This is a genomic window from Streptomyces yangpuensis, from assembly GCF_024666385.1.
GTDB classification, from domain to species: Bacteria; Actinomycetota; Actinomycetes; order Streptomycetales; family Streptomycetaceae; genus Streptomyces; species Streptomyces yangpuensis.
Window position 1 is genome coordinate 1 of sequence record NZ_CP102517.1, and the last position, 17,129, is coordinate 17,129.

At 70.7% G+C, this 17,129-nt stretch carries 18 protein-coding genes; 8 read left to right on the forward strand and 10 right to left on the reverse strand.

The features are described 5' to 3' along the window. Positions 1–510 precede the first annotated feature (510 nt). On the forward strand, positions 511–747 hold the full coding sequence (locus NRK68_RS36375; protein WP_257858433.1) for a hypothetical protein: 237 nt from the start codon (positions 511–513) through the stop codon (positions 745–747). 98 nt (positions 748–845) lie between these two features. Here the strand turns inward: NRK68_RS36375 and NRK68_RS36380 are convergent, their stop codons facing one another. Together NRK68_RS36380 and NRK68_RS36865 are read right to left on the reverse strand one after the other, a co-directional pair. Further along, positions 846–1,442, reverse strand: coding sequence for a hypothetical protein (locus NRK68_RS36380; protein ID WP_257858434.1), 597 nt, complete (start codon positions 1,440–1,442; stop codon positions 846–848). Next, positions 1,442–3,163: a helix-turn-helix domain-containing protein gene (locus NRK68_RS36865; protein ID WP_308296359.1), complete on the reverse strand. Its 1,722-nt coding sequence runs from the start codon at positions 3,161–3,163 to the stop codon at positions 1,442–1,444. The genes NRK68_RS36380 and NRK68_RS36865 overlap by 1 nt, the downstream gene beginning before the upstream one ends. A 292-nt stretch (positions 3,164–3,455) precedes the next feature. Between NRK68_RS36865 and NRK68_RS36390 the strand changes: the two genes are divergently transcribed. Next, a complete protein-coding gene (locus NRK68_RS36390; RefSeq protein WP_257858435.1) occupies positions 3,456–5,129 on the forward strand; it encodes an AAA family ATPase in 1,674 nt (557 codons plus the stop codon). Positions 5,130–5,196: 67 nt separating this feature from the next. Here the strand turns inward: NRK68_RS36390 and NRK68_RS36395 are convergent, their stop codons facing one another. Both NRK68_RS36395 and NRK68_RS36400 read right to left on the reverse strand, forming a co-directional pair. Further along, a complete protein-coding gene (locus tag NRK68_RS36395) occupies positions 5,197–5,490 on the reverse strand; it encodes a hypothetical protein (RefSeq protein WP_257858436.1) in 294 nt (97 codons plus the stop codon). A 291-nt stretch (positions 5,491–5,781) separates the two neighbouring features. Beyond that, a complete protein-coding gene (locus NRK68_RS36400; RefSeq protein WP_257858437.1) occupies positions 5,782–6,888 on the reverse strand; it encodes a helix-turn-helix domain-containing protein in 1,107 nt (368 codons plus the stop codon). 334 nt (positions 6,889–7,222) lie between these two features. Between NRK68_RS36400 and NRK68_RS36405 the strand changes: the two genes are divergently transcribed. The 3 genes from NRK68_RS36405 (at position 7,223) to NRK68_RS36415 (ending at position 10,296) form a co-directional block, all read left to right on the forward strand. Further along, positions 7,223–7,420: a hypothetical protein gene (locus NRK68_RS36405; protein ID WP_257858438.1), complete on the forward strand. Its 198-nt coding sequence runs from the start codon at positions 7,223–7,225 to the stop codon at positions 7,418–7,420. A 466-nt stretch (positions 7,421–7,886) separates the two neighbouring features. Next, on the forward strand, positions 7,887–8,450 hold the full coding sequence (locus tag NRK68_RS36410; RefSeq protein WP_257858439.1) for an RNA polymerase sigma factor: 564 nt from the start codon (positions 7,887–7,889) through the stop codon (positions 8,448–8,450). A gap of 1 nt (position 8,451) precedes the next feature. After that, positions 8,452–10,296 (forward strand): IclR family transcriptional regulator domain-containing protein, encoded by a 1,845-nt coding sequence (locus tag NRK68_RS36415; protein WP_257858440.1) that lies wholly within the window; start codon positions 8,452–8,454, stop codon positions 10,294–10,296. A gap of 206 nt (positions 10,297–10,502) precedes the next feature. Here NRK68_RS36415 and NRK68_RS36420 read toward each other — a convergent pair whose 3' ends face one another. From NRK68_RS36420 to NRK68_RS36445, 6 genes are all read right to left on the reverse strand, one after another. Further along, complete coding sequence (locus NRK68_RS36420; protein WP_257858441.1) at positions 10,503–10,763, reverse strand: hypothetical protein; 261 nt, start codon at positions 10,761–10,763, stop codon at positions 10,503–10,505. Then, positions 10,760–11,074, reverse strand: coding sequence for a DUF6247 family protein (locus NRK68_RS36425; RefSeq protein WP_257858442.1), 315 nt, complete (start codon positions 11,072–11,074; stop codon positions 10,760–10,762). The genes NRK68_RS36420 and NRK68_RS36425 overlap by 4 nt, the downstream gene beginning before the upstream one ends. Positions 11,075–11,231: 157 nt before the next feature. Then, positions 11,232–11,477, reverse strand: coding sequence for a hypothetical protein (locus tag NRK68_RS36430; RefSeq protein WP_257858443.1), 246 nt, complete (start codon positions 11,475–11,477; stop codon positions 11,232–11,234). A 112-nt stretch (positions 11,478–11,589) separates the two neighbouring features. Next, on the reverse strand, positions 11,590–12,339 hold the full coding sequence (locus NRK68_RS36435; protein ID WP_257858444.1) for a hypothetical protein: 750 nt from the start codon (positions 12,337–12,339) through the stop codon (positions 11,590–11,592). Positions 12,340–12,445: 106 nt separating this feature from the next. Next, positions 12,446–13,828 (reverse strand): hypothetical protein, encoded by a 1,383-nt coding sequence (locus NRK68_RS36440; RefSeq protein ID WP_257858445.1) that lies wholly within the window; start codon positions 13,826–13,828, stop codon positions 12,446–12,448. A 594-nt stretch (positions 13,829–14,422) separates the two neighbouring features. Next, positions 14,423–15,451, reverse strand: a complete 1,029-nt coding sequence (locus NRK68_RS36445; RefSeq protein WP_257858446.1) for an ATP-dependent DNA ligase — start codon at positions 15,449–15,451, stop codon at positions 14,423–14,425. A 756-nt stretch (positions 15,452–16,207) separates the two neighbouring features. Between NRK68_RS36445 and NRK68_RS36450 the strand changes: the two genes are divergently transcribed. Genes NRK68_RS36450 through NRK68_RS36460 form a run of 3 tightly spaced genes read left to right on the forward strand, consistent with a single transcriptional unit; the run spans position 16,208 to position 17,126 of the window. Next, on the forward strand, positions 16,208–16,459 hold the full coding sequence (locus NRK68_RS36450; protein ID WP_257858447.1) for a DUF8825 domain-containing protein: 252 nt from the start codon (positions 16,208–16,210) through the stop codon (positions 16,457–16,459). After that, on the forward strand, positions 16,456–16,626 hold the full coding sequence (locus NRK68_RS36455; RefSeq protein WP_257858448.1) for a hypothetical protein: 171 nt from the start codon (positions 16,456–16,458) through the stop codon (positions 16,624–16,626). Before NRK68_RS36450 ends, NRK68_RS36455 begins: the two co-directional genes overlap by 4 nt. A gap of 2 nt (positions 16,627–16,628) precedes the next feature. Beyond that, positions 16,629–17,126, forward strand: a complete 498-nt coding sequence (locus NRK68_RS36460; protein WP_257858449.1) for a DUF6233 domain-containing protein — start codon at positions 16,629–16,631, stop codon at positions 17,124–17,126. The last annotated feature ends 3 nt before the right edge of the window (positions 17,127–17,129 follow it).

Consider the following 17,129-nt stretch of genomic DNA (forward strand, 5'->3'; position numbering starts at 1 on the left):
TGTGGAGGGCCCGAGAATTTAGGCGCAGCAGAGGGGAGGTGCGCGCGTCAATTTTCTATTTGCCGCATTTATGCTTAGAAACGTGCCGACTTCGTGTTTCGATCGCGTCCTGAACAGGGGCCGTCAAGGGGGCGCGGCAGAGCAGCTGAGGAAATTAAGGGGTTAATGTCCCGCTATCTAGCCTTTTGTCTCTTTCCTGCAAGTGAGACATGTGTCTCTTCCGGTCAACTGGTGTGTCGGCTCTCGGGGGTATCGCGACGAGGCCCCTCACCTGCGCTGACACCCTCTCAGGCGCGCAAGTAGGGGGCCAACTTCCTGTGGTGCCGTCAGTTGAGCAACGGGCCTCTTCTGGTGCCTGATTGGAGCCACCTCGGACGGTCCCGTTCGGGGCATGCAGCGGGCCCACCCTGTCGGGAGATCTGGCCGGATCGAGGCAGGGCGGGCCCGAGTTGGCCTAGGAGGCCGTAGTTGACCGTACACATGACCCTCGGAGGGGTCGCAGCGTTTGTGATGAGCGTCCTAGTGACGTACTTCGTCTTCCAGCGCTCCCGGCGTGCTCACGCCGGCCCTCCCGGCCCGGGTGACCTCGGCGGCGCGATCGCCGCCGGAGCAGCGACATTCGGCGTCCTGTACCTCCTGCTGGGCACCGGCATCACGGCCGGCGCACCGCGCGAGGCCGGCCCCGCACAGCCGGCCCCGCCTGTGAGCAACACCACCACACCGATCGCCGACCCCTCGGCCAAATAGGTGGCGAACGGTCCGCTCCGGCGTGCAGCTGCCGCCGCGGACACACGACTGCGCCCCGGCCTGTGCGGCCGGGGCGCAGTCGTGTGCAGAGTGACCGGTCAGGCGCCGATGCCGACGGAGGAGACGTAGGCGTAGGCCGCGTAGTCGGAGTCGAGGTCGGTGATGACGTCGTCCCAGATCTCGTCCACCATCGCCTCGTCGCGGTCGGCCCAGGCCTGGACGAGGTCGGGCCAGATGTACCGGACGGTGATCGAGCGGTCGCTCAAGGGCCGGCTGTACTTGGAGTCGACGTGGCTCTGGTCGACCGGGTAGATCTCCATCCGGCTGCCGCGGCCCTCGTTGTCTAGGTGCCGGACCAGCCAGCCGGAGCGGATCAGGTTCTCGCGCCGGCGCCACCAGTACGCCGCGTCGATCCGCTCCCGGCTCGCCGGGGAGGGTGTGGCCTTCCCGCGCGTCCAGGAGCGCAGGGAACGGGGCGTGACGCCCTGTTCGGCGAGGGCTTCGCGGCCGGCGGGGCTGTCGAGGTAGCGCAGGCGTGCGGCGAGGCCGCGGCGGGAGGTGACGGGCGAGACGATGCCGGAGGAGTGCACGATCCGGTTGAGCTCCAGGATCAGGGCCTCCCCGCCCTTCATGCCACGGGCGTCGTGCTTGCCCCAGTCGCCCCAGCGGGCCCACAGGTCCTCGGAACCGGCCATCAGCGCTTACCCCCCAGCAGGTAGGTGTTCTTTTCCTTCACCTGGTTCAGGTCCCGGCCCTCGGCGAACACCTGCCGCCAGTCACCGATCACGTGGAGTTCGTCCGTGCCGGAAATCTCCACGACCTGCAATCCGGCCTTGTGGGCCTTATTGGCCTTCATCCACAGATTCGCGAATGCTTTCGCCCGGATAATGTGCATCCAGTCCGGGCGTCGCAGTTCACGGTTCGCAGTCGACTCACCGACGGTCGATACCAATTTAGAATACATGGCTTTCACGTAGGCGACGGTCAATTCGTCACCCTCAGCCAAAGCAGTCTTACGCGTTTCGGCGAGGGCGCGGCGGAGTTTTTCCAGGAGTCCTTCGGTGGCGCCGGAGACGAGGGAGCGGTGAATGGTCGGGGGGTCGGTGAGGTTTTGGCGGGCGCAGTCGAGGAGGAGGCGGAGGGTGGATTCGCTGACCCACAACTCCCCCGGCTCCATCCGGTTGCCGAGCGGGTTCGGGAGGTCGGCGTGCTCCCACGAGGCTGGGGTGATGAGGTGGACGCCGGCCTTCTTCGGGTCGTGGACCCCGGTGGTGTCCTCGCGGAGCTGGCCGATCGGAAGCCAGCACTTGAGCGCGCTGAGGTAGGCGGCGTTCATGTCCAGAGCCGTCACCTCCAGCTTCGCGCCGGCCTTCGCCGCCGCCACCAGCTCGGGGTTGCGCCACTTCGGACGGCCCTCCCAGATCTCGTCCGCGCCCTTCTGCGAGCGCTTCCGCAGGATCTCCGCGGTCGGCGGGAACTCCGAGTGCTCGTACCGGCCGCCGACCCGGGAGGCCTTCAACAGGGCCATCACATCCGGGATCGCCACCTTCAGCAGTGCGGCCTGCGCGGCGTCGACGTCGCCAGCGTGCTCGGCGAGGACGTCGTGGACGCGATCGGTGATCCGGCCGATCAGGTCCTCCGACGCGTACGTACGCGGGCTCCGCGGCCTCGCTGGGGCCGGCTCCGGGGCCGGAGCAGGGACCGGTGCCGGGCCCGCGGGCTCCGGCGCAGGGGCGGGTGCTGACGCCGGAGGCACAGCAGGGGACGGCGCCGTCTGGGCCGGCTGCACGACCGGCTCCGCCGGCTCGGCGGAACCGGCGGGGAGCGCCGCGGCCGGGGCGGGGGGCGAGACCACGGCGGGAGTGGTCGCGGCGGGGGCGGCGACCAGGGCGGGGGTGGACGCGGTGGGGGTGGGGTTCGCTGCGGCAACGGCGGCCGCGCACTCCTCGGCACTCAGGTGCTGCGGGAAGCCTTCGAGCTCGTCTCCGGTCGGCTGCCCGCACAGCACACAGGCCCCCACCGGCGCCGCAGGAACCGCGGGCGCCGCAGAAGCCTCAGGAACCGCGGGGGCGGGCGCAGCGGGTGGCAGGGGCGCGGAGGGGAACAGAGCGGCCGGGGCTGGCTGCGCGGCTGTCGCGGGCGCCGCCACGGCGTCCGCGGGGCGCAGGGCGGGAGTTGCCCCGTGGAGGACGCCGACGGCGTGGGTGGGGCCGGCCAGCAGGTCGAGGTAGTGCAGGCCGAAGTGCGCGGCGAGACGGTCGACGTCCTCGAGCGACCAGTGCTGCCGGCCCGCCTGTTTGCGTGAGACCTGCGCCTGGGACAGGCCGAGCCCGTCGGCGAGGTCATTCTGGCGCTCACCGGTGCGCGACATCAGCGCTGCAACCGTGAGCCTGAGGAGATCCTCAACACCCATCATGCATGCAACTATAGCATGCCGCATGCACATTACGCATATGGCATGCGTTAGTTGCCGTACCGATATGGTGCGAAGCGCGCCTACCTCTCAGGAGATGCTCGGGCCGGTGACGGGAGGCGTGTGGTCAACCGCAACCGCCCCACTCGGAGACCACTGGGCAGGTAGGCTGCCGCGCCAACAGCGCTCGCAACGGCGCGGTGCTGAAGTGCCGGGGGGTCTTGTGCCTGTCTCCTTCTCCGTCTCTCAGATCAGCCTCGTCGGAGGCGTCACGGTCACACCGCCCACCAACGGGATGACCTTGTTCATCGGCCCCAACAACTGCGGCAAGTCCCTCCTCCTCAGGGAGCTCTCGACTCAAATCGGCCGCACGGTGACGGGCAACTTCCGCTGGATCCAGCAAAGCGGTGTCCGGTGCACCCGCGAGGGCACAGGAGCGGAGTTCCTGAACTGGCTCACAGAACGGGGCATCAGGCGTTGGTCTCCGCAAGCCGGTGACGCCGCCCACTTCCGCACAGGCCCCGGCCAATCAATGCCTGAGAACTCGCTCAGCGACTGGTGGGAACGCGATCACCTTGACAGCTTCCTGGGCCTTCTCACCTCGGCGCAGTGGACGGACGACCGGCTCCACGTCGCAGCGGAAGACGGCCTGTGGGACCCCGCAGACCCAGGCAACTCACCCGTTCAACAGCTCTGGGAAGACCCTGAGCGGGAGAAGGCGTTCTCGGATTTGATGGAGCGGGCATTCAACGAGCCCGTCGTTGTCGACCGCTGCGGCGGTCCGACGATCGCCCTGCGCGTCGGCGATCCGAAGGTCACCGAGGTCACGTTGCCGCCGGCTCCCGAGGTGATCGCCGCGTTTCGCGCGCTCCCGCACGTCCGGGAGCAGGGAGACGGGTTCAAGGCCTTCACTCAGATCCTGCTGCACACGATGATCCGCCCCACACCCGTGGTCATCATCGACGAGCCGGAGGCCTTCCTCCACCCCCCTCAGGCACGCCTCCTCGGGCGGATGCTGGCGAGCTTGTCGGGCCCGTCCCAGGTCTTCGTGGCCACCCACAGCGCGGACTTCCTCGCCGGCGTGCTCGACGCCGAAACCGACCGCGAACTCGCGCTCGTCCGCCTCGACCGCAGCGCAGCTGTTCCCAGCGCAAAGATTCTCGAACCCGGCATCGTCCGCGAGCTCCTGCGCACCCCGCTGCTGCGCTACTCCAACATCGTCTCGGGCCTCTTCCACGACCGCGTCGTGCTCTGCGAGTCCGAGGGGGACTGCCAGTTCTACGCCGCGACCTTCGACATCACGAACGACGACTCCAAGCCCGAGAACACGCACTTCCTGCACACCAACGGGAAGGTCCGCCTCGCCGACACCGCGCGCCGACTGCGCGAGTGCGGCATTCCCACAGCAGTCATCGCTGACCTCGATCTCCTGAACGACAAGACCGTCGCACGCCGCGCCTTCGAAGCGCTGAACGCTCGTCACACCGATCTGCAGAGCCTCGCCAGCGACGTGAAGACCCTCAACGAGTACACCGGCAGAGACGTCAAAACCATCACGATCAAGGCGTTCCGAGAAACGATCAGCACGCTGCTCGAGAAGAAGCGGGGCGAGTGGGCTCTCCCCGCCCATGTGGCAGCCGAGGTCAAGAAGCTCATTGCCTCGTCGTCGGGCTGGGACGATCTCAAGCTGAGCGGTGTCAAGCATCTGGCAGGAAGCAACGACGCATACAAGGCGGCGAAGCGCCTCGTCACCGCGTCGGCCCGCCTCGGACTCTTCCTGGTCCCCTGCGGTGAGCTCGAGAGCTGGGTACCCGACGTGCCCCGCGGAGACAAGCAGCGCTGGCTCACCGAAGTCTTCGAAATCCCCGAGAACCCAGAAGGGCGAGAGCCCTGGTACTCGCAGCCCAGCCAGGAGCTACGCGACTTCTGCCAGGACATCCGCACCTACCTGAACCCAAAACGCCCCTGACCTGGCGACTCTCCACCAGACAAACCTGTTCCCGTGATCACAGCAGACGTACGGCGCAGCTCTAGCGCTACCGCGGGCCTCGGGCATCCGGCGCGTTCCGGGCGTTGTACTGCGTCACCCACTCGGTGACGTCGGCGCAGTCAGCCGGCGGATAGGCGACGTCCGGCCCGATCTGCAGCAGCGCGGCAACGTCAGCGCCCGGGTGCATCGCGCGGACGTGATCACCGGCCCGCCGCACCGCCAGGTCCAGCCGGCCGCCATCGAGAACAAGCTCGCCGAGCGTTCCGCACGGGGCGCACCGGACGTACGTCACCGCGACCGGGGTCCGCATCCCGAACGGGAGCCGCTCCACCATCTCCATGCCCTGCCCAACGCCGGAGGGCCACGCCGGACACCGGCAACACAGATGGCAGTCGGCTTTGGGGGGCGGCCCGGGGGTACTGCTGCCCCCAGAGCGCTCTGGGCCCCGGGCCTCACCCGGGCACGCCATATCGGCACGGGCTGAGCCAGACCCTAGCTTGATCAGCAGTCCTGCCGACGCGCGGTTGTCGATCTCTTTGCCCTGACCACCTGACGCCGCCACGTGCGGCCACGGGCGCCGCTCCGGAGCACGTCAGACTCGCCCAACCCGAGCCGCCACCCCACATCGCACCTAAGCCTGTTCCACCTCCGTCATGAGCAGGCGCAGGGTCAGGGAGTGCTTCTCCGGCGGGAGGGTGTCCAGCGCCGCGCGGGCGTACGCGGTACCGGCGGCGACGTCGCCGGCACGGGCCAGCATCAGGCCGCGGTGCATCTGCAGGTGGGTCGCGAACCGGGGCAGCGTGGCGGGGAGCTCCGCGGTCGCGGTGTCCTGGGCCGCGGCGGCGGTGGTCTCGTCGCCGAGGCGGGCGGCGAGCAGGGAGATGAAGACGTTGAGGCGCCAGTGGGGGACGGCGTAGTCGGAGGTCTGCTCGTGCGAGCCGGCCCGGTCGAAGATCCGCCGGCCCTCGGCGAGGAGCCGGCGGGCCGTGGTGTCGTCGCCGCGGAGGGCGGCGGTGTGGGCCTTGCCGAAGACCGCGTTCAGCAGCCCGAGCGACGGGCGGTCGCTGAGGGCGATGGCCTGGTCGGCGAAGACGTCCGCGAGGGGGAGGGCGGCGCCTTCGTAGCCGAGGGCGATCGCGGCCCGTCCGCGGACCCAGACGCGGGTGTCGAGGTCCTCGGAGGCGTCGGCGGCCTTCGCGGCCATCCGGTACCAGTGCACCGCCTTCGCCCCGTCCGAGCCCGGGAACGTCTTCGCGTACAAGGTCATGAGGCGGGCGGCGACGGACCAGAGGCGGGGGGTGTCGAGTTGCTGCTGCACGGTGACGAGCTCGGCGCTGACCCGGCGCTGGATGTCGGCCGCGCCCAGGCTCATGTACTGCGTCCCGTACACCGCCAGCTTCGCCTCCCACGCCTCCACCGTCGGGCCGCCGGTCAGGCGGGCGGCGAAGCCCGCGGTGAGGAGGTCGGAGGCCACCACAGGGGCTATCGCGGCGCCGGCCGCATCGGTGAGGAACTCACGCCTGTCCACTTGACCCTCCAGAACAGCCAGGGGCACGTCCAGCACCACGGACAGGCACCGCAAGTAGTAGGCACCCGGCGTCACCGCGCCGCGCTCCCACCGGGAGACGTACTCACGAGTCAGGGCCGTCCCGTACCGGGCGTTGATCTGATCGGACAGCCTGCCCTGCGACCATCCTCGCGCGGTACGCAGGTCTCTGATCAAGTCCCCCAGGTCCATCACCCCATCTTGCCCCTACCGATGCCCCTGGTGAGGAGACATCAGATCACCGACGGTATGCGTGCAGGGGGCACGTCGAGGACGCCGTGCAGGCGGCGAGGAGCGGTGGACGGCATGACGTACGACAGCAAGCCCGGAGCACCCGGCGGAGGCCAGGGCGCCGCGGTGCACGTGACACTTCCCCGGCTCGACCCCGCACCCGTCCCGGGGTGTCCGCGCTGCTGTGGCGCAGCAGCGCGACGGGCTGTGCGCCGGCGGGTAGGGGACCTGTCCGGAGTGTCCGACTGCAACGTCGACATCCGCCACCACCCCCACACCTGAGACGGGGGCCTGGATGATCGACCGCAACGACATCGGACACCGCGTCCAGGACGCCTACGGCCGGACCGGGATCCTCCGGGACATCGACCCCGCATGGGAAGACCCCTCCGACCCGCCCCACAACCGCACCCGGCGCCCCGTCGCCTTCATCTCCCCCGAACACGGCGGGCGCGAATGGCACACCGACCCCACCACCGTCACCCGCGCATGAGCCGGGGCGGGATCAAGAAGGGCGCCGGTGGCGCCATCTTCGAGCAGTTGTGATCACTCTCAGTCTGCGGGCAACGAGATGCAGCTCTCTCCGTATTAGTCACGTGGCGCGGTACGCGTCGTCGTGTCGAGAAGGAAGAGCTGGAGCCTGAATTGACACCCCCGGACTGGGTCGAGCTGATCTCGGCCATGGCTGGCCTGTCCCACGCGGTTCTCGCCGCGTCCGGCCGGCCCTGGGATGCAGGTCCCCACCGGCGCAAGAGGCGCCGAAGGCCTTCGCACGGCGCGGACGCACCGGCGCAGCGCACGCCGTGCGGTTGTGAGCGGACCGTCGTCGTGCAGTACGAGCCGCCCGGTGGCGGGCGGCTGACGGTCTGGGCGATAGCTGCCTTGCCGGATGCCGGCCGAGAGGAGGGTGGCCGGTGGTAGGTGGTGCTGGGGACGGAGGCCTCCGCCGCCGTCTGGAGGTGATCCGTCTCTTCGAGACCAGTTGCGAGGAGTACCGGCAGAAGGTCCTCGTAGCGCTGCGGTCCGAGTTCCCGGACTTGTCCGACTACTGGGAGGAGATGGCTCAGGAGGCGATGGAGCGCACGCTGCGGGTGTGGATGGAGGGCCGGAACAAGGCGGGACGCTCGCCCCTGCCGTACATGAAGAGGGTGGCGCGCAACCTGGCCATCGACTCCTACCGCTCCCCGGAGCGCCCCCTGGACGACTGCGACCTTCTTCCGCTGGTCGATGAGCGGGTGGTGCGCGGGCACGAGGTGCACACCCCGATCGACCCGGCCACTGAAATCGTGCTCCCGGCCGTGGGCAGGATGAAGCGAACAAAGCGTAGAACAGTGGCAGAAGCACAGATTCAGGGAATGGAGGATGAAAGCATCGCAGTCGACCTGAAACTCCCGCGTGAACAGGTCCGGTCCCTGAGCAGCAAGGCCGCCAGGGAGATGCGTGCCATGGACGAGGTCCAACTCCACATCCGTCCAGCACACCAGAGGAAGAGCCGGCGCGGGGAAGAGGACGCAGGTGACTGACGTGAGCAGGAATGACAGCGGCCGAGGCACACGTCGGGGGCAGTACGCCCCGGACGGGTTCGCCGCCGTACTGTCCGAACCGAAGGGACCGAAGGACTACTGGGACCGCCCTGACGGGAACTGGGGGCTGCTGGTCGGAGCAGGGGCCCTGGAACGGCGCCAGCATGCAAACTCCTGCTACCGCCTGGGTAGCAGGGCGCTGCGCGGCCAGGACTGGCAGAGGGCGGTGGCCTGGCTGACGCGGGCACGTGCCGAGCGGCATCCAGGGGCGGCGTTCCGTCTGGCCGTCGTGCTGTGGAGAACCGCCGAGGATGTTAGCGACCGGGTGGGCCGGGGGCAGGACGTCGTCGCGGCCGTGATGGACGCGGCTCGGTTTGGCCACGCAGACGCGCAGCGGCTGCTGCAGCAGAGCGGCTGGTCCGTCCCCTCCACGACCGAGGAAACCGCCAGCACGGCCGCGGGTAGTACGGAGGAGGGCGTGCGCGCGGCTGCGGGTCCGGTCGCGACCGTAACGGGTGATGGTGTAGGTGGGTGGCAGGATCCGCAGTTCGCCCCTGTCGTTGCGGAGGCGCTCGCGGTCCTGCGGCCGGCTCTGCCGCGCCCGCGTACCCGGCGAGCCGCAGCTCCGGAACCGGTACGCGCGAGGTATGTGCCGGAGAAGGGGTTCACGCCGCTGGCTCTGCGTTCGCCCGGTGTCACCGCGCTCGCGCAGCAGACGCCCAAGCCCCCGCCGCCGCGCCAGTGGGAGTCGGCGCTGCGGGTCCTGGACGTCTTGGACGTGATCGGCTCCTGCGGTGGGCCCGTGAGCACGCGCCAGATCCTCAGCCGCACCAGCCTCCCTCGCAAGGTGTTGGAGCGGGTGCTGTTCTGGCTGTGCCGCCAGGGCCTGGTCCTGCGCCTGACCGACGGCTCGTTCGCCCCCGGGCCGATCCTGGGGTTGATGGGCCGCCGCGACGCCGCGTCCCGGCCCGAGAGCCTCCTCGTTCGGGGTCTGAACAGCCTCCGCGATGCGGCGGGTGCCGCCGTGTACGTCAGCACCTACACCGGCGGTGAGATCGCGATCAACCAGTACGCGGACGGGCCTGGGGCACCGAAGGTTCACGAGTGGGTCGACTTCAAGGCGACCGCGCACGCCAGTGCGGTCGGCAAGAGCCTGTTGCATCAGCTCGACTTCGACAGCCGCATGGACCACCTTGCCCGGTGGCGCACCGTCCCGCTCACCACCCGGACCATCACCGACCTCCCCGACCTGTTCAGGTCCCTGGACACCAACGGGCCCCACGCCCTGCAGTTCGACCTGCTGGAATACTCCGACCAGGAAGTCTGCGTGGCGGTGCCGCTCGGCTTCGGCGGCCGGGCCGGCTCGGTCGCGTTCTCGCTACCGGTGGCTCAGAAGCACCGGCTCTTGGAAGCCGCGAAAATCCTCAGCGACAGCTCCACCGGCCTGCTGCTCTCCCTGCTCCTCGCCGCGGACCCGCTGCTGTCCGAACCCGGACAGCAGACCGATGCACCGGTCCCCTCCGCGACTCGAACCGTCGAGGAAGACCACGAGCAGCAGGACCCTCTGACCGTGGCCCGCAACTACCCCGCCAGCCCACCCCGGCGCACGGAGAGGAACGCCGCCCTCAGGCCCCGGACCCGTCCGGGGCCGCCAGCAGAGCCTCCCCCCGGGGCCCAAACCGCAGTCCAACCCGCAGCCGGGCCACCCGCCGCACCGGCCGAACCAGTAGTCCCACCCCCTCTACCGGCAATCGCCAAACCCGTCTTCCACCACGGCCGGAACCAACTACCCCCCTTCGAAGCCTCCGCCCTGCGACGCCGACACCTCGTCAGCAGCGGCCCCTAGGTGCCCCACCGCCCGGCGACGAGGCAGGGCACGACGAAAGGCCCGCCCCCTCATTGGGAGCGGGCCTCTCACCGTCGGCCAGCTGCTACGCGCACGACGGGCACCGAGCGGGTCAGCAATCGGACCTGGTGCTCACCCCGACGTTCACGTCCGGAAGCGGCGCGCTGCGCCTCGTCCGCGGTGCGGTCAAGGCGACCTGCCGGGATCTAGCCAAGCCAGACGATGTCCAGGACGGACAGGTGGCGCAGCATGCGGTTGGCGAAGTAGATGACGGACAGCCGGCCGGCGGACGCGATGCGGACGTCGTCGCCTTCGGGGTCGTCGGGGTCCCACTGGCGGAAGCCCCACGGGTCGGTCGCGGCGGCGTCGAGGAGGTCCCAGACCGTGTCCTCGGCGTGCTCGGGGAGTTCGGCGAGAACCTTCGCGGCCGGCGTGGAGAGGCGGACCGCGTACAGGGGCAGGCTCACCGGCGCCGCCGGCCGCGGAGCTCGGCCATGTCCACGAACCCGCTGTCGTCGCGGCCGGAGGCCGCGAAGGCGTCGACCGCGGGGGCGGAGACGAGGCGGGCCTGCCAGACGTGCACGACCTCGTAGAGGGTGGTCAAGGAGAACGTCCGACGGGACTCCTCCAAGGCGGCCGCCCACTCCCGCTCGAACGCTGGCACCCACCGCTCGGCACGTCGGTCCGCGCGGAGCTGAGCGAGGAGTTCGGCCGGGGCGCCGGGCGCGGGCGCGTACGGGGCGGCGGGGGCGGGTGTGTGGTCGGGCTGGGCGCTCATCGGCTCCTCCTCGCGGGTGCTACCCGCCACGGTAGAACGCCGCGGCCCATGGCCGTAGCGGTTGCTCCTGATGTGGACGCCGGAGCGTTGATGGTGGCAGCGAATGACCGCGGGGCCGCCTTTGGGCGGCCCCGTCGCATCATGCCAGCTCGTAGGGCTAGCGGTTGGCGCGCTTGCGCCCCACGCACCAGCTGGCAACGGCGGTCAGAACCACAGTTACCCCCCACTGGACGGCGCCGTCGTACACGGACTGGGCGAACACATCAACCGTGACGATGAACTCCGCAGGGTTCGCCGCGTAGGACCCGGCGAGGAAGCCCACGGCCAGGAGCACCAGAGCGATCGCGATTCGCGAGGGGCCCTCCTCCCGCTCGACGGTGCCGTGCTGGATAATCGATGCCACTAGAACCTCCTACAAGGTGATCTGACATTTCGGTGATCTTGCGCTGGTGGTTCGTCCACCGGCCTCTGGATGCGCCCACCACAAGCTCCCCAGAGGTCGGTGGAGTTCTTCATCAGGTGATGGAGTCACGCTCCCTCTCGGCCATGAGCCGCTCGACCGCCTCTTCCAGGGCGGCGACCCGCGCTTCGAGCCCCGGCGCCCTACGCCCCTGCGGAAGCAGCGGCGGACGATGCTGCCCCCTCACCCAGCTCTCGTTGCCCGTCAAGGGCTGGCCGGTCACAGCACTGATGTGCCCGGACTCCCGCAGCAGCCTCGCAAGGTTTGCGCGATCGAGCGGATCCTCCGTCGTGTCCTCCCTGCCCTGCTGGCGGGACTCACGGGCCAGCCGGGAAGCGACGTCATGGTCTCTGGACTGCCGATCGCCATCACGCAACCGATAGATGTGCTCATACAGCGCAGTCGGCTCGGTTGTCGGCCTCTCGGCAACCGAGGCGGTGACGTGCGACAGGCGGGACAGTTCGCGCTGCCGTTCCAACAGAAGATCAATTTCGGCGTACGCACCCTGGAGCTGCACATCCACGACGGTGAACTGCTCATCGGGAGCGCCGGGGTGCTCCTCCTCCCACGCCTTGACCGTCTGGGCGTACCGGTTGTGAACCGCCGCACGGGACAGGCCTCCGTGTGCCTGGCCGATCGCTTCCCACGGAACACCGCGGATGCGCTCCGCGATCACTGACAGCCGCTGCAGGTCTGCGGAGATCTCCGCCAGCCGACGCGCGGTTGCGACGTACTCGCCAGCAGGCACACGGCCGGCCGACCCTGCAGCGGCCGGGGCCGACGTCGCTTTGTCAGAAGAACTCATGCCTACATGATTGCGACCTAACCGACACGTCGTCAAGTTCCATTTGACGAGACGTACATGAAACCTGACGTCGAAGCTCAGGATCATGACACTGACCTGTGATTCTCTATCCGTCCGCCCGACGGGACAGGTCGGTGCAGCGGATCCCGCCGCCGGGGTGCCACTCCAACACCGGCCCCACCGCATCGCCATGCTCAGCACACCAGGACACCGGCACCACGCCGCCGCAGTCGTGCCGCGCGCACACGCAGGCCTCGCCCGCACCCGCGTACGCGACCCCGTGGCGGACTACCCCGCCCGCCGGCCTCGGGGCGGCGGTGCCGCGCAGGCCGGCGGGCCAGGCCAGCGCCAGGCGCAGGCCACCCGACCCCGACCGGAAGCGGTCGATCACCCGCACCTCGCCCGGCACCGCCAGCGGGCCGGCACCGGGCGCGGTCAGCCGGCGCAGCGACGCCCCGAACTCCCCGGCCGCCAGGGCGGCGATCGCGTCGGCGTCGTCGTCGGTGGACCAGCCGGACAGCGTGTCCTCGCCACCGGCGTCGTCGGCCAGGTGCAGCCACGGGTCATCGAGGCGGAACCGGTGCGAGGCGCCGCCGGCCGCGGCCAGCACGAGCGTGGCGATGGTCGGTCCGGTGGGGACTTCGATCTTGTCGTGGGCGAGGAGCCAGGCCACGACCGCGCGGCGGTCGAACTGCGGGTGCACGTCCGCGCCGGCCACCGGGTCGGGGAAGTCGTCGTGCCGGCGGCGCCAGTTCACCACCGCCGCCCGGCCCACCCTGGCGATCCGCGCGACTTCCGCCAACAGCACCTGTTCCCACCCCGGGGACGGGTCCAGCGCGGCGAGCGGGGAGCGGCGGCCCGCCCGGGCGGTGCGCACCGCCCGCCAGTCCACGAAGGGGCGGACCACCTCCAGGAGCGCGATCTCCTGGGCGTCGTACAGGGGGACCGTGGTCACCCCGCCCTGCCGCTTGAAGTCGACCTCCACCGTGGCGACCGGGGCCAGCCAGCCAAGCCGCACCACCCGGTCGAAGTCACTGCGGCGCACGCCCAGGCGCACCGCGGCCTGGTCCGGGCCGAGGGGCACGTGCCGGTCCAGGAGCGCGGGCAGGTCCCGCCGGCGGGCCAGCGCGGCCACCTGATCCGGATGGACGACGGGGAACTGCGGGTCCCCGCCGAGGTAGACCAGCAGGCCGGCACGGACGAGGTGGCCAACCGCCGAAGCCGTCACCCGCGGCCGCAGGATCGGCAGCGGCACCCCCAGGGCCTCCGTCAGCCGGTCCGCCGCCACCCCGGCCTCGATCCCCCGCAGCGCCGCCCGCACCGCCTCCGGGTCGGCGGCCTCCACCACCTGCCGCGACCACCGGCCCGGCCCGACATCCGCCACCGGGACCAGACCCGAACCCGTCGCCCACCGCCACGCCGCAACCGGCACCCGCAGCCGGCCCGCCGCCTGACCCTCGTCGAACACCTCACGCGCCGAACGCACCATCAACCCCACTCCCAACCACACCGAGACGGCCCGACCACCAGGCCACGCCCGAAACATGCCGAAAGATCCCGTTTACTGTCAATAGCCCTGATTTCAGGGCGAGTTGGAGGCGCACCGCACAAGTCGCCTACGCGTACGCGAGGGCCGGATTCACTCCTGTGGGGGACTCCGGCGACGCCCTGGGTGCTCTGCCGGGGAGCCGATACCGGGCATGCGAAAGGGCCGTCACCCCTTGGGTGACGGCCCAGAAAGCCCATTCTGATCACAGAGCCGGTCACGGCCCCGGCCGGCGTCGAAAGCGGCGGATCTACGCCGTCAGCGCTGCCAAGACGTCCACAGCCTCACCAGGGAAGATCAGTAGTCCGCCGCCCACCACACCGGTGAAGCCCAAGTACGTGAAGGCGGCCCGGAAGTGTGCGGCCCCCCACTCATGAAGCACACCAGCCCCTCCCCCGAGGACCACGAGTACAGCCAACACCTGCACGGCCAGAACCCCCACCGGACACCTCACCTCGCTCGGACTCGAAGGCCAACCATCATGCCTGCCTCTCCGCCACGGCACGCCGAGAAGGGACCCGACCTCACGATCTACGCTCAGCCCGTCGCCGCGGCCGGACCCTGCCCGAACCGGGGAACATCTTCCGCCCTCACGTCCAACCGGATCCGCTGGAACCGGAGCGGGTGGCGGTAGACGCCTCCGTGGTCGATGGCGCGGTCGGCGCTGATCTCGGCGACCAGGGCGGGGTGGACGAGGGTGGTGTCGAGGACGTCGCGGCTCCCCCACGTCGCCGAGAACTTGGCCCCCGTCCACGGGTGTCCGGGCGCGGCCGCGGTGAGGTGCTCGGCGACCTGGCGGGCGGCGTCCGGGCGCAGCGGTACGGTCCGGCCGACCGCGCGCAGCCGGCCGTCCTGGTCGTGGCGGCCGAGGACGAGCAGGCCGGGGCGGGTCAGGGTGCCGGTGATCGCGCCGACGATCGCCTCCGTGGTGTCCCGCCTTCTGATCTTGGTCCAACCGCGATATCCGGGCAGGTAGCGGCCGTTCAGGGGCTTGACCAGGATCCCCTCCACGCCCGACACGTCCGTCCAGGACTCCAGCCATTCCCGTGCCTTGGCCAGGTCCGTCGTCTGCGGGCAGAGCGTCCACGGGGCCGTCAGGGCGTGCTCGGAAAACAGGTTCTCCAGCAGTGCGCGCCGCTCGGCGTACGGGCGCGTGAGGAGCTCCTGGCCGTCCTGCTGCAAGAGGTCGAAGGCGACGAAGTAGGCCGGCCACTTCGCGGGGAGGGCCAGGGCGCCGCGGGCTCGGGTGGCGGCCCGGCGCTGCAACGCCTCGAAGGACAACCGGCCGGCCTCGGTGTCCCAGACGACCAGTTCGCCGTCGAGGACCAGGCCGGGCGGCAACTGTGCCTCGGCGGCTGCCACCAGGTCCGGCCATCGGTCCTGGACCAGCGCTCCGCGACGGGTCTGCACCAGCACGGTGCCGCCGGGGGCGGCCGCGGTGAACAGCAGCGCCCGGTGGCCGTCCAGCTTCTGCTCGTACGCCACTCCCGCCCGCAAAGCTGCCGGGCCCGGCACGGCTTCTGCGGCCTGTGCCAGCATCGGCTCCACCGGCGGTCTGAGCGTCACGGGGCCTCCCTCACGGCTGTCGGCCCCCTCTTCCAGGGTCCGCCAAACCAGCCGGAGGCGGCCCTGCAGGACAGCCGTCGCATCATCCATCCGAGGGGCGCAGCGGGCCCGTCTAAGGCTTCCTGCGGGGCGTGTGCGGCACGGTGACGGCATGCGTCGCTGGTCCCTTCCTCTGCTCCTTGTCGCGCTGCTCGCGGCCCCGGGATGCGTCACCGTCCACCCCGCACCCACTCAGCCCGCCGGGGCCTCGCCCGTCACGGTCCCGGAAGACCACAGGCACCCAGTCGACCCCCGGCCCGCACGGCCGAACACGGAAGCGGCGCTACCCCTCTCTCCCCTGCCCGAGTCTGCGGCCGCACGTCCGGCCGACGCCGTTCCGGAGGCCGGCCGTGCTCCCGCGCCGGCCCGTCCCGCGCCCGCGGCCCGGGAGGCGGCCGCCGAGACTCAGCCCGCCCGGCGGGCTCCCGACCGCCGGGCCGAAGGCCCGGTACGGTCGCGCCGGACGACCCCGCCCCGGCCCGTCGTGCGCCTCGCCGCCAAGCCCAAGCCCAGGAAGGCGAAGGGGCCGAGCCGTACACCCGCACCGCACCACCCGGTACGCGCCCCAGGGGCGGGGGCCGCGGACATGATGGAGCTGTGCCGCGCCGCGCACGGCGTCACCAGCCCCGCTGTGGCCGCGCTCTGCCACCAGACCTACGGCCGATAACCGGAGCGTGGCATTCGCGGAGAAAATCGAACACGTGTTTCACTGGAGGTGTGAGACCCCCGTTCCGCTACCCCGAGGACCTGATCACGCTCCAAGGGGCGTGGCAGCAGACGTACGCCGAGCTCGCGCAGGCCGGGGCCGGTACAACCGTGCTGCGGCGCCGGCTGATCGCCCTCTCCGGAACCTTGTGCACCCACCCCTACTGGGCGGCCCCCGCCGCCTGGCGGGCCGGCAGCGTCGAGCTGCGGCGCGCCGCCCGCACCCACACCTCCGCACCGGCGGAAGGGGAGGCAGCAGCATGAGCGAGCAGACCACCACCAAGCCCCGACCGCAGGTCGTCACCTGGGCTCCCAGCCAGACCGGCCCCTGCGCCCGGTGCCACACCTCGACGTGCCGCTACGGGGTGGGTGGGAACCCGCTCTGCACGTCGTGCCAGCAGGCACGGCAGGAGCAGTTCGCCCGCCCCTGACCGTGACCGAACCTGCACCACCACCCGCACCGATCACGCTGCTCCTCCCCGACGGACAGGAAATCGGGCGCGTACTGCTCTACGAGCGCCAGCAGCTCGACTCCGGCCTATGGATGTACCGCATCGGCGTCCCCCTCTGGCAGACAGCCGCCGGGGGCGGGGTCGAGCCGGCCGAGTACAGCACGTGGGTCACCTCCGAGCAGCTTCGCCCGCTGCCCGGGGTCGACCTCGGCCGTATCCCCGCCCACCCCCGTACCCGCACCTCGACGCCGACCCGGTGGGCGTGGCTGCTCGACGGCCGCGCCCACGGGCGGCCCGCCACCGTTCACGCCGAGGGCTGCCGGAACGCCACCGACCGCGCGCACCCACTGGGCACGATGCAGGCGCTCGACGCACTCGCGCGCCCCGGCACGACGGCCTGCACCGTGTGCGACGCCGCCGAGGTACTGCCGCCGATCCTTGCCCACGGCCAGGACGACGTGCCTTCCTCCGGCGACTGATCA